Source organism: Sulfitobacter donghicola DSW-25 = KCTC 12864 = JCM 14565 (genome assembly GCF_000622405.1).
Lineage (GTDB): Bacteria > Pseudomonadota > Alphaproteobacteria > Rhodobacterales > Rhodobacteraceae > Sulfitobacter > Sulfitobacter donghicola.
Genome location: NZ_JASF01000005.1, coordinates 1,962,160 through 1,974,812, shown reverse-complemented (window position 1 = coordinate 1,974,812; position 12,653 = coordinate 1,962,160). Strand labels below are relative to the sequence as shown.

The following is a 12,653-nucleotide window of genomic DNA, read 5'->3' as shown; positions in this document are numbered from 1 at the left end:
ACCCACCCCGCAATGCGGGATGGGCAAGGGTTTTAGCCTTTGATTTCGGAACCCGAGACGATTTGTTCGCCTTTCAGGCCAATCGGCAGGCTGTCGAGGTAAGCGTTAGGCGTGCGGCCATCGTAAGGGATGCCGTCGATGATATCTTCGGCAGGTGTTGGCGCTTTGAAACCGTCACTATCCCAAGGGAAGTCCGCTTCGTTTGCCATGCCATCATCAACCAGCATACGTGCCGCATTCAGGTAGATGTCTGGGCGGTAAACCGATTTAGCCGTGTCAATGAACCACTCATCAGACTTTGGCTCGGCAATTTGCCCCCAACGGCGCATCTGGGAGAGATACCAGATCGCGTCGGAATAGAACGGGTATGTCGCGTTATAGCGGAAGAACACGTTAAAGTCGGGCACTTCACGCACGTCGCCTTTTTCGTATTCGAACGTCCCTGTCATCGAGTTGGCGATAACTTCGGCGTCCGCACCCACATATTCGGAACGTGCCAGCATTTCCACAGCCGCTTCGCGGTTGGCGTTGTCGTTTTCATCCAACCAGATCGCAGCGCGGATCAGCGCCTTGGTCAAAGCGATCGTTGTGTTCGGGTTTTCCTCCGCGAACTCAGCCGAGATGCCGAATACTTTCTCTGGGTTGTTTTTCCAAAGCTCATAATCGGTTACAACTGGCACACCGATGCCTTTGAACACGGCCTGCTGGTTCCAAGGCTCACCAACGCAATACCCAAAGATGGTGCCAGCTTCCATTGTGGAAGGCATCTGCGGCGGAGGTGTTACACTAAGGAAAACATCGGCGCCGATCTGGCCGGTCACATCCTCGGGCGAATAATAACCCGGCTCGATCCCGCCAGCGGCCAACCAATAGCGCAGCTCGTAGTTGTGCGTAGAAACAGGGAAAACCATGCCCATGTTAAACGGAACACCGTCATCTTTGTATTTTTCAACAACCGGTTTTAGCGCTTCGGCGCTGATCGGGTGTTGTGGGCGGCCATCGTCCATCTTTGGAACGTTCGGCTTCATCTGCTCCCAAATATCATTGGAAACCGTGATACCGTTACCGTTCAGATCCATCGAGAAAGGCGTGATAATGTGGGCTTCGGTCCCGTAACCGATGGTAGCCGCCAAAGGCTGACCCGCAAGCATATGCGCGCCGTCCAGCTGACCATCAATCACACCATCCAGCAGAACTTTCCAGTTCGCTTGTGCTTCCAGCGTTACAAACAGGCCTTCATCTTCGAAATACCCATTCTCATACGCAACAGCCAAAGGCGCCATATCTGTCAGTTTGATAAAGCCGAATGTCAGTTCGTCTTTTTCAAGGTCCAGAACATCCGCCATGATGGGGCTGGCGCAAAAGACTGTAGAGGCGATAAGCCATTTTAGTTTTTTCATTTTTTCTTTCCCTGTGGAAACGCAAAAAGCCGCAAGACTGCAACATGCGGGAGGAGGTGCATGCACAATCGAGCGGCTTTGCTCTTCTATTCGTTAGCTGACAGCATCGTCAGCCGGATCAGGCATCTTTGCCTTGTAGGTTATCTTGGCCTTGTTAATGGCTCTGCTCCAGTGGCACCCCTTGCGGACGCAGCATTTTTTCGCCGCAAAGCGGCATTTGCCTAAATTTGTGGCTATCTGCCCCCGCCAAAGTCGAAAATCGCGCCATTAAAAAACCGGTCTGGGCCAAGAATCATCTCGCCTTTGGTCGAAGCGACAGCTGTTTCCCGCAACATTTCGCCCTCGACTTTCTCGGAAGCCGCGGGAATCCCCGCACCGATCGGCGCCAAAGCTTCTCTGTATATATCACTGCGAAACGTCGCGCAGGCCGCCTTGCGGGCCACGCTTTGATCAAGCCCATGCCAGCGCGCTAGAATATCCGCAATCCAGCAGGCTTGGCTGCGCCATGGGAAATTGGCCGCGTTTTTATGAAAGCGCAAAAACCGCTCTGATTGCTGGGCGGGGTGACCCTGCCTTGTCACGATCCGACCGCTAAGCGCGGGGTCAATCGCATGATCAGGCAAATCCAAATGGTGACTGCGCGCAAGAATTTCGGCGGCCAAAGGTGTGCTTTCTGGCTTATCCAGCCAATTTGCCGCCTTATATATAGCACGGATCATAGCATGGCACAGCTCAGGGTTCTTCCCCGCCCAGCCATGCCGAACGCCTAAAACTTTCTCTGGGGCAAATTCCCAGATACTAGATCCCGGCAAGATCAGCGTCGCATCACTTTGCTGAACAGCGACTGAACCCCAAGGCTCACCCACACAAAACATGTCCAGCGTTCCATCTCTTACCGCATCCGCCATTTTGGATGGTGGCACTGTGACGATCTCGATCCGGTCGGCAGAAAACTCAGGCGCATCCGACAGCCATGTCTCAAGCAACATTCGATGCATGGAAAACGGAAAAGGCACGCCAATCCGCAAGGTTTGGGACGCCACCTCAAACAAGGCCTTTGATGTAGCCCGAGGATTATCAAAACTGTTTACCCACCCAGAGGCCTGCATTTTGCGGCTCAGGTTTTCTGACGCGCCAATAACCGTACCATTCACCGACAAAACCATCAGCGCATCGATTTGGGCAGGCATTGCCCCAACCCCAAGCGTCATAGCAACGGGCATCGGGGAAAGCATATGCGCAAAATCGACATGCCCGAGGGCAAGCATATCCCGCAGGGCCGACCACGAAGGCTGCTTCACCAAACAAAGGTCAAGCCCCTCTTGGGCTGCAAACTTTAATTCCTTTGCGATAATCAACGGCGCACAATCAACCAGCGGAAGGTAGCCACAAGAAACAGGTGTAAGTGTCATTGCAATAGGTCCGCCGCCGTTACCAGAGCCGTCGCAACATCGATCACTTTCCGCCCCTGATCCATCGCGGTTTTACGCAAAAGGGTATAGGCTTCATCTTCGGAAATATTGCGCGCGGCAATCAAAAGCCCCTTTGCCCGATCTATGGTTTTACGATCAGCAAGTGCCTGCTTTGCTGCATCCAGTTCCGAATGCATTTTCGCAATCATCTTGAACCGCGCGATGGCCGTTTCAAGTACGGGTTTGATCCGGTCTTTTTGCAATCCATTAACAACATAGGCGCTAACCCCCGCAGAGATAGCCGCCTGCGTCATCACCTCATCCGTATGATCGACAAACATCGCAACCGGTCGATTATGCGCATTCGTCACTGTGCCAAGATGTTCCAGCGTATCGCGATCAGGGTTGGCAAGGTTAACAAGAACAATATCCGGATTTTGCTGCGCAAGCGTTTTCTCAAGATCCGCAGCCGAGGCAATCACCGTGACTTGGCTCCAGCCACCCTCCATCAGCGCGTCCAAAATCTCGCTTGCTTTCGCTTGGTCGGGTTCAACCACTAGTATTTTCAAATCAGTGCGCACAGCTTCTGAATAGGCAGGTTCACGCATGTGAAACCACCAAGGCACAGCCACGACAGCCGCAAGCGCGCCAGAATGCCCAATTTTATCGCTACCCGACCTAGACCCGCCTAATAAGCAAGCAATTAAAGAAGGCGAGCATCATACAGAGCAATCGAACCCTTTGCCGCCCAAGCAAAGAGCGCGGCGATACTATTTGATCACCCTTGCATTACCGCAGTCGCTTCCACTTCGACCTTGAACTCCTCTCGGGTGAATCCGCTCACGATGATCAGCGTGGATGCAGGCTTAACCGCACATCCCGCCAGCCACTCATCGCGCACGGCCATATAATCAGCAAAGAAAGCGCGATCTGTAACAAATGCGCTAAGGCGAACGATATCGCCGCGACCACAACCCGCCTCAGTCAGAATTGCGTCAATATTGGCAAAACACTGCTCTGCTTGTTGGCGCACTTCAACAGCACAAGTTCCGTCTGGGGCAAGCCCAAGCTGCCCTGACGTGACAACCAGATGGCCCAACCGCGCCGTTTTGATCCCATGATTATAGTCGCCAAATGGCGGCGCGATTCCGATGGGGTTGAGAGCTGTTGCCATGAACGGGAGACCTGCACAAAAGGAATTTCGAGTCACCCCTGCATGCCATAACGGGTCAATCCACACATAATGCGCACCTAAATTTCGGCCAAATAAGTCTGTAAGCGCTTAGTTTACAAGCAGCGGAGAGCGGGACGCCCATTTGATAGGCTAAATCGCGCAGGAGTTCATGGAATTTCAACATCTACCCTGCCCCCAATTCAAAAACCCCGATTAGAATCGTCTGCGGAGTTCACCTCAGGAGATTTTCATGACCCTCAAGCAATCCCTAACTTTTGCGTCCCTCACCGCAATATGCGCGACCACCGCGATGGCGCAGGACCTTACGCCTGTTTCATTTGGCACCAACTGGTTGGCGCAGGCCGAACACGGCGGATTTTACCAATCTGTCGCCGACGGCACCTATGCGGAATGCGGGCTAGACGTCACAATTCTTCCGGGTGGCCCGCAGGTCAATAACCGCGCGTTGATGTTGGCAGGCCGCATCGATTACCACATGGGCGGCGACCTATTGCAGGCTTTCAACGCCGCCAAAGAGGGCATTCCGGTGGTTGCTGTTATGGCCGCTTTCCAGAAACACCCGCAGGTGATCATCGCACATCCAGGCAAGGCTAAAACATTCGAAGATCTAACAGATCTGACCCTTCTCATCGGCGATAACGGATATGCATCCTACTACCAATGGATGATCGCACAATACGGGTTCACCGCTGAACAGCGACAACCCTATACATTTAACCCTGCCCCCTTCATTGCAGACGAAGGCGCGGCAATGCAGGGTTACCTATCCTCTGAGCCTTATGTGATCGAAACAGAAGCAGGCTTCGTGCCCGATATCTTTTTGATCGCGGATGCAGGGTATTCCACTTACGCCACAACAGTCGAAACCATGGCCGATACCATCGCCGAACACCCCGAACAGGTTAAGTGTTTTGTCGAAGGATCAATCGCGGGTTGGTATAACTACCTCTACAATGACAACGCCGACGCCAATGCGATGATCATGGAAGCCAATCCAGACATGACACAGGACAAGATCGATTTCGCGATCTCAAAGATGTTGTCTGAAGGGATCGTGGATAGCGGAGATGCCCTTGAGCTGGGAATTGGTGCGATGACCGATGCGCAGATCACGGACTTCTATACTAAAATGGTCGAAGCCGGCGTTATCGAAGGCGATCTGGACTTCTCGGCGGCTTATACAACCGAATTCGTCAACGCCAAATACGGCATGGACCTTCGGTAACTATTGCCAAAACAGAACGACAAGGGCGGCATCCCTCGCCCTTGTCTCTGCTTATGAAAGTTTGAGATGTCCAATACCTCATCAATCCCGCCACTGGGACAGCGCAACCAGCTGTTAACGATGTCTAATATCGACAAGGTTTTCAATGGCAATGTCCAAGCTCTCAAAGACCTTAACCTCACCGTAAATCAAGGTGATTTCATTTCTCTCCTTGGCCCGTCTGGCTGCGGAAAATCGACAGCATTGCGCCTGATTGCGGGGCTAATGCGCCAGACCTCCGGACAGATCGCATGGAATGGCGGATTGAACGACGGTGATCTGGGCGTTGTTTTCCAAGAACCCACATTGATGCCGTGGGCGACCGTAGAACAAAACGTCTGGTTACCACACCGCTTGCGCGGAAAGTCCCTGACCGAAGTGCGAGGCGAGATTATGTGGGCGCTAAAAATGGTGGGGCTGGAAAATTTTCAAAGATCCTACCCTCGTGAATTGTCGGGCGGCATGAAAATGCGGGTGTCGATTGCCCGCGCGCTGGTCACGCAACCACGCCTGATCCTGATGGACGAACCCTTTGCCGCGCTTGATGAGATAACCCGCCACAAACTCAACAACGATCTGTTAAAGCTGCGCGACAAACTAAAATGTACCGTTATTTTTGTGACCCATTCCGTATTTGAATCGGTGTTCCTATCTGACCGTATTGTCGTGATGGCGGCGCGCCCGGGGCGGGTCTCTGCCGAAGTGAATGTCGATGCCCCCTATCCGCGCACCGAAGCATTCCGCACCTCCGCAGATTATGCCGAGCTTTGCCGCAAAGCTTCTGATGCGCTGCACGGCGCGATGAACCAACACGGCGAAAGGGCCTCCGCATGAGCGTTACCGATATGCAATCCGCTCCCGTTGTTGACGCCGAAGAACAGCAACTTGCCAAGGCCAAACGCCGTGAAAGCATCGCAAAATGGGCGCTGCCCGTAATCATGTTGGTTCTGGCAATCGCTATTTGGGACCGGATCGTCGTCTGGAACGGCATTCCCCATTATATCCTACCGCGTCCGGGACTGGTCATTCAGACCCTCATTGATGATTGGGCAATGTTGTCTGATGCTCTTTGGGTAACGGTCAAAATTACGCTAATGGCGCTTGGCGTTGCTGTTGCCGGGGGTGTCGGCCTTGCGGTTTTGTTCACACAGTCGCGCTTTTTTGAAATGGCGTTTTATCCCTTTGCTGTGATCCTACAGGTCACACCCGTTGTCGCCATTGCGCCGCTCATCTTTATTTACGTGGACAATCGCCTTGCAGGATTGCTGCTTTGCGCATGGATCGTTGCGTTTTTTCCGATCCTGTCCAACACGACGCTTGGATTAAACTCTACAGATCATAACCTGCGCGACCTTTATAAAATCTACGGTGCGACACGGTGGCAGAGGCTGCGTTTTTTGCAGTTGCCAACAGCCTTGCCTTATTTCCTCGGCGGGCTTCGTATTGCGGGGGGGTTGTCTTTGATCGGCGCTGTGGTTTCAGAATATGTCGCCGGCACGGGAGGCATTGGCTCAGGCCTCGCATTTCGTATCCTCGAAGCGGGCTATCGCCTTAATATTCCGCGCATGTTCGCAGCACTTTTGTTGATCGCTGTTACCGGGGTCATCATATTTGCATTGGCTTCGCTTCTTAGTCACGCGCTTTTACACAAATGGCATGAAAGCGCCATCAAACGGGAGAATTAATGGAATTTTGCGTTTTGCCCAGCGGCGCGAAGAAACTTCGAAATGTCACGGTTCCGGCCTGCTTTTTAGGCCAAACGGGTGACCTGATTACCACAGATATAACCATCAAAGATGGCGCGATTACATCAACGGACGCTGGGCAACCGGCCGAAACTGTAATCGATATGAAAGGCGCAATGGCCCTGCCGTGTTTTGTCGATATGCACACGCATTTGGACAAAGGGCATATCTGGCCCCGCGCATCCAATCCCGACGGCACCTTCACGGGCGCCTTAACTACAGTGCGTGCTGACCATGTAAATTGGTCCGCCGAAGATGTTGAGCCTCGGATGGATTTCGCCCTGCGCTGCGCTTTTGCGCATGGCACCAAGGCCATCCGAACCCATATTGACAGTGGCGATGGCCTAGCCTCGTCATCCTTTGCTGTCGTTGAGAAAATGCGAGAAAAGTGGCGGGGCAAGATCGAGTTGCAGGCCTCCTGTTTGGTCGCGATCGAACAGGTTTTTCGCGATACTGGCGATTTTCCCAACACGGCCAAAATCATCGCCGACGGGGGGCACACGCTGGGTGCTGTGACCTATCCGGTGCCCGATCTACAAGAGAGACTGAACGACTTTTTCCATTTTGCGCAGGCTTACAACCTTGATGTGGATTTCCACGTCGATGAAACCAATGACCCCACATCCGACACCCTGCGCACGATCGCCCAAACCGTCTTGGCGCTTGGGTTCAAGAACAAGGTTACAGTTGGGCATTGCTGTTCAATTTCAGTTATGCCCGATGACGTCGCCGCCGAGATCATTGCATTGGTCGCCAAGGCGGGCTTGTTCGTGGTGTCCCTGCCAATGTGCAATATGTATTTGCAAGATCGCGAGGCCGGCCGCACCCCGCGCTGGCGCGGTGTGACCATGGCCCACGAACTTAGGGCCGCTGGTGTTAATGTCTCGTTTGCATCTGACAACACGCGTGATCCGTTCTATGCCTACGGGGATCTCGATATGATCGAGGTCATGCGCGAGGCCACGCGGATTTGTCATTTAGACCATGGCTTAACCGATTGGCCTGCCGCCTTTGTTAGCAATCCGGCGCAGGCTTGCGGGTTTGAAGTACCAAGCCTAACCGCTGGTGCTTCTGCCGATCTCATCTTGTGCAATGCGCGAACGTGGACCGAGTTTTTCGCCCGCCCCCAGTCGGACCGGATCGTCCTGCGTGACGGTGATCCGATTGATCGCACATTACCTTCTTATTCCGAACTCGACCCGATTGTGAGCTAATCCATGCCCCCCAATTTCGCTGAAGCAAAAGCAAAACTTTCCCACCTAGACATGGAGGAAAACCCAGCCACCATCCGCAACAAATCGCGGGACTTTTTCTGGTACTCTCCTGTTCTAAAGGACGCGATGGACCACCTTGAAGCGGATTTCGTCATCAACGCCAAATCCGAAGACGAAATCATCGAAATCCTCAAAGTCTGCTACGCCCATGATGTTCCCGTCACCATGCGGGGCGGAGGAACGGGCAACTACGGGCAAGCCATGCCGCTGGCTGGTGGCTGTGTGATCCACGTTGCCAAAATGAACAAAATCAAAGAAATCGGCGCTGGTTTCGTTGTCGTCGAACCAGGTGCCGTCATCAAAGAACTCGATGATGAGTTAAAGGAAAAAAGCGGCCAAGAGTTGCGCATGTTCCCCTCCACCTACTCCCAAGCTACGATCGGTGGGTTTATTGCTGGTGGGTCTGGTGGCGTCGGATCCGCCAATTGGGGCGCATTGCGCGATCTGGGCAACATCAAACGCCTGCGCGTTGTCACCATGGAAGCGGAGCCGCGCGTTCTGGAATTCACGGGCGAAGAATTGCACCGCGTGTCCCATGCCTATGGCACGAATGGCATCATCACCGAATTGGAATTGCCGCTTGCGCCCGCCTATGAATGGATCGAAGTTTTTGTGCGGTTTGACACCTTCCGCACCGCAACCGAATTTGCGGGTGCAATCACTGCCGAACCGGGCGTGTTGATCAAATTGGCATCCGTCTACGCCGCACCTATCGCCCATTCCTATTTCCAACGCGTCAAACCCCATGTCACCGAAAGCGACCATCTCGTAGGGCTTATTGTTGCGCCGCATAATATCGATGGGTTCCTGACATTGCTGGAGCGGTTCAAAGACGGCGATGTCATCTATCGATCAGACGCCGTTACATGGGATCGCCACCCCGGCCCAATCTATGAATTTGGCTGGAACCATACGACCTTGCGCGCCATGAAATTCAACAAAGGTCTGACATACTTGCAGGTTCGCTATGTCGGTGGCCTTGAAAAGGTCATGGAGGCCTATGAAGCCTTCGAAGGAAAATTACATATGCACCTCGAACTTATGCGCGAGGGTGATGGGATTGCTTTTGCAGGGCTTCCCATCGTGCAACCTATGAATAAGGACGAACTGGATCAGCTGGTTGCAGATCATGAGGCAATGGATTGCATGATCTTCAACCCGCATCGTTATACTCTCGAAGAGGGCGGCAGGCAGTCTGCCGATGAACGCCAACTCGCGTTTAAACGTGAATCCGACCCCAAGGGGCTTTTGAACCCCGGCAAAATGATTGCGTGGGATGAGCCCGATTTTGACTACGCAGATATGTATTCTTACAAGAACACCCGCCCCAAACCAGAGGCCGCAGAATGACCGCCACGGCATCAAAGGGGCGCGTGATGGTTTTGTTTGCCCATCCTTGCCCCGAAAGTTTTAACGCCGCCGTGCATGACGTCGTGGTAGAGACTCTCACCAAATCAGGATGGCAGGTCGATGATTGCGACCTCAACAAGGAAGGCTTCCAACCCGTTCTAACCGAAAGCGAGCGCCGCGGGTATCACGAGGAGCCAGACAACATCGCGCCGGTCAAAGATTACGTTGATCGCATAAAGGCCGCCGATGCACTTGTCATGGTCTTTCCCGTCTGGAATTTCGGATACCCCGCCATCCTCAAGGGCTTTCTTGATCGCGTTTTCCTACCTGGTATTTCGTTCCTACTGGAGGATGGAAAGGTCCGTCCGGGATTGACGAATATCAAAAAACTTTGTGCCTGCACGACCTACGGAGGAACCCGTTGGCGTGCGATCATGAATGCTGATCCACCCCGTAAAACCGTCACCCGTGCCGTTTGGTACGCCTGTGGCATGCCGCAGAAAAAATACATTGGGCTCTATGATATGAACCGCAATAACGACGCCAAACTCACAGCTCATCTTGAACGGGTGCGCCGTGAAATGCAGGCCTTTTAACGATGAAAGTTCTGGTCGTTTATAGTCACCCGCGCGAAAGTTCGTTCAATGCATCGATCCGTGATTTAATCGTTGATCGCCTCACCACTGAAGGCATCGAATATCGGCTTCGCGACTTATATGCTGAAGACTTTGATCCAAGGCTGTCAGCCCACGATCACGAGATATACGAGAGCGTTCCGGAAAACCGCTCCCTTGTGGATCGCGACTGCTGCGATCTTGAATGGTGCGATACGTTGATATTCATCTATCCGACATGGTGGTACGGCCTGCCTGCGATGCTGAAGGGATGGTTGGATCGCGTCATGGTGCCGGGTGTGTCATTCATCATGCCTGAAACCTTTGGCGGGACCATCAAACCCGGGCTGACACATATCACAAAACTGGGCGTTTTCACCACCTGCGGTGCTTCACGATGGCTCACGTTCTTTGTCGGCGCCCCCGGCAAACGAACCCTTATGCGAGGTGTGCGCCTGTTGCTGGCCAAACGATGCAAGACAACTTTCGCAGCCCATTTTTTAATGGATAGCTCGACCCCCAAAAGCCGAGCAGCGCACCTTGAACGGGTCAAAGCCCGTATTGATCACCTCATCGCTTCCTAATCTCAAAGGGCTTAACATGGATATTCCCGTTTTAGACTGGAGCCGCTTTACAAGCGGCAATGACCCGAAGGGTTTTGTTGCTGATCTAGGCAAAGCATGCAGAGAAACTGGTTTTTTCGTGATCACTGGCCATGGAATTCCGAAAGCTCTGATCGAGGATGTCTATAAGAGGGCAGACCAGTTCTTTGCTCTGCCCACCTCAAAGAAAGCCGAGGTCGCGATATCCAAGAACCCGCACAATCGAGGATGGGCGCAACAAGGCAGCGAAGCTCTCGACGAGACTTCGGGCCTAAAAGATCGCAAAGAGGCCTTCAATGTTGGTTTCGATTTGCCCGCTGATGACCCAACCGTAATCGCCGGCGCGCCGTTTCGCGGTGTAAATGTCTGGCCAGACCTTGAAGGTTTTAAGGATGTGATGCTTGATTATTATAGGCATGCCCTTGATCTCGGACGCGCATTGCACAGCGCGATTGCACTCGACCTTGGCCTGCCAGAGCGCTATTTCGACTCTCATTTCACCGAACCGATGGCGACGCTGCGTGTGCTTTCCTACCCCGCTGCGCCTGATGGCGAAGGGATCGGTGCAGGAGCGCATACCGATTACGGTTCTATCACCCTGCTGATGACAGATGGCGTTGCGGGGCTACAAGTCAAGCCACGCGGTGGCAACTGGACGGACGTGCCCCACATTGAGGATGCTTATATCGTCAATATCGGGGATAGCCTGATGCGGTGGTCTAATGACCTTTATGTATCCACGCCGCACCGCGTATTGCCGCCCAAAATGGCGCGCCGCTCAATCGCTTTTTTCCTCGATCCCAATCCGAATAGCGTTATCGCAGCTCTCCCCGACACAGGGGTTGCTAAATACGCCCCTGTCACTGCAGCCGAATACCTACGATCTCGGCTTGATGCGACCTACACACCGGAGCCCACATCATGAGACGCCTAGACTGGTCAGAATTTCGGACAACAGAATTTTCAAACTTCGATCCCGAAAAAACCATCGCCATTCTGCCCACCGCCGCAATTGAACAACACGGGCCCCATTTGCCAGTCGGCGTGGATACCTACATTAACGAGGGAATGCTCGCCCAACTGCGCGCAACTCTTCCTGATGACATCATGGTTTTGATCCTACCGGTTCAGGCTGTGGGTAAATCCAACGAACACATCCACGCTAAGGGAACGTTAACCTATACAGCAAAAACCGCGCTGGATGCATGGACCGAAATCGGGCTATCCGTGGCACGCGCGGGCCTCAAAAAGATGGTGATCGTCAATTCCCACGGCGGCAATCTGGATCTTATTTCCATTCTGGGCCGTGAGCTGCGCGTCCAAGCAGGCATGATGGTCGTGAAATGCCAATGGGGGAATTTTGGCAAACCAAAAGACATGTTTTCCGAGCAGGAAAACAAATTCGGCATACATGGCGGCGACTATGAAACCTCATTGATGTTGCATTTCAAACCGCATCTAGTGGACATGAAGCAGGCCAAAGATTTCCGCTCAACAGCAGAAACCGCGCCCATATCTCCGATTGGGCCCGTTAACCTTGCTTGGGTTTCCAAAGACTTGAACGAATCTGGCACCGTCGGTGAGGCCCATCTAGCTACAGCACAGAAAGGCGAGGTTACCTGCCAACTTCAGGTTGCAGGTTTTATCGACATGCTCGCGAAACTACGCGATCTACCGACCGATGGCTACGCGCCCACCATACCAGACTAATGTAAACCTGTCGCCCAAACAGCGTGAAGGTGTTGTTTTCCCACCATAACCCGACAGGCTACTCAGCTAAATCATGCCTTCGCTACA

13 protein-coding genes are annotated in these 12,653 nt (G+C 53.2%); 9 read left to right on the top strand and 4 right to left on the bottom strand.

Annotated features, from left to right (window positions below; genetic code table 11):
* Positions 1–32: 32 nt before the first annotated feature.
* From Z948_RS0110720 to Z948_RS0110705, 4 genes are all read right to left on the bottom strand, one after another.
* Positions 33–1,346 (bottom strand): CmpA/NrtA family ABC transporter substrate-binding protein, encoded by a 1,314-nt coding sequence (locus Z948_RS0110720; protein ID WP_425427153.1) that lies wholly within the window; start codon positions 1,344–1,346, stop codon positions 33–35.
* 287 nt (positions 1,347–1,633) lie between these two features.
* Complete coding sequence (locus tag Z948_RS0110715; RefSeq protein WP_025059565.1) at positions 1,634–2,812, bottom strand: CmpA/NrtA family ABC transporter substrate-binding protein; 1,179 nt, start codon at positions 2,810–2,812, stop codon at positions 1,634–1,636.
* Positions 2,809–3,393, bottom strand: a complete 585-nt coding sequence (locus Z948_RS0110710; protein ID WP_025059564.1) for an ANTAR domain-containing response regulator — start codon at positions 3,391–3,393, stop codon at positions 2,809–2,811. The genes Z948_RS0110715 and Z948_RS0110710 overlap by 4 nt, the downstream gene beginning before the upstream one ends.
* Before the next feature lie 197 nt (positions 3,394–3,590).
* Positions 3,591–3,986, bottom strand: a complete 396-nt coding sequence (locus Z948_RS0110705; RefSeq protein WP_025059563.1) for a RidA family protein — start codon at positions 3,984–3,986, stop codon at positions 3,591–3,593.
* A gap of 250 nt (positions 3,987–4,236) precedes the next feature.
* Here Z948_RS0110705 and Z948_RS0110700 point away from each other — a divergent pair, with 250 nt between their 5' ends.
* The 9 genes from Z948_RS0110700 (at position 4,237) to Z948_RS0110660 (ending at position 12,566) form a co-directional block, all read left to right on the top strand.
* Positions 4,237–5,232 carry an ABC transporter substrate-binding protein gene (locus Z948_RS0110700; RefSeq protein WP_025059562.1) on the top strand — a complete coding sequence of 332 codons (996 nt, stop codon included), beginning with the start codon at positions 4,237–4,239 and terminating at the stop codon, positions 5,230–5,232.
* A gap of 66 nt (positions 5,233–5,298) precedes the next feature.
* Complete coding sequence (locus Z948_RS0110695) at positions 5,299–6,105, top strand: ABC transporter ATP-binding protein (RefSeq protein WP_037952209.1); 807 nt, start codon at positions 5,299–5,301, stop codon at positions 6,103–6,105.
* On the top strand, positions 6,102–6,956 hold the full coding sequence (locus Z948_RS0110690) for an ABC transporter permease (protein WP_025059560.1): 855 nt from the start codon (positions 6,102–6,104) through the stop codon (positions 6,954–6,956). The genes Z948_RS0110695 and Z948_RS0110690 overlap by 4 nt, the downstream gene beginning before the upstream one ends.
* A complete protein-coding gene (locus Z948_RS0110685) occupies positions 6,956–8,230 on the top strand; it encodes a cytosine deaminase (RefSeq protein ID WP_025059559.1) in 1,275 nt (424 codons plus the stop codon). The genes Z948_RS0110690 and Z948_RS0110685 overlap by 1 nt, the downstream gene beginning before the upstream one ends.
* A 3-nt stretch (positions 8,231–8,233) precedes the next feature.
* Entirely contained in the window at positions 8,234–9,640 is a 1,407-nt protein-coding gene (locus Z948_RS0110680) for an FAD-binding oxidoreductase (protein ID WP_025059558.1), read from the top strand.
* Positions 9,637–10,236 carry an NAD(P)H-dependent oxidoreductase gene (locus tag Z948_RS0110675; protein ID WP_025059557.1) on the top strand — a complete coding sequence of 200 codons (600 nt, stop codon included), beginning with the start codon at positions 9,637–9,639 and terminating at the stop codon, positions 10,234–10,236. The genes Z948_RS0110680 and Z948_RS0110675 overlap by 4 nt, the downstream gene beginning before the upstream one ends.
* A gap of 2 nt (positions 10,237–10,238) precedes the next feature.
* Entirely contained in the window at positions 10,239–10,838 is a 600-nt protein-coding gene (locus tag Z948_RS0110670; RefSeq protein WP_025059556.1) for an NAD(P)H-dependent oxidoreductase, read from the top strand.
* A 16-nt stretch (positions 10,839–10,854) separates the two neighbouring features.
* The gene (locus tag Z948_RS0110665; protein ID WP_025059555.1) at positions 10,855–11,781 is read left to right on the top strand and encodes an isopenicillin N synthase family dioxygenase; all 927 of its coding nucleotides are present in this window, start codon (positions 10,855–10,857) and stop codon (positions 11,779–11,781) included.
* Positions 11,778–12,566 carry a creatininase family protein gene (locus Z948_RS0110660; protein ID WP_025059554.1) on the top strand — a complete coding sequence of 263 codons (789 nt, stop codon included), beginning with the start codon at positions 11,778–11,780 and terminating at the stop codon, positions 12,564–12,566. The genes Z948_RS0110665 and Z948_RS0110660 overlap by 4 nt, the downstream gene beginning before the upstream one ends.
* Positions 12,567–12,653: the final 87 nt, after the last annotated feature.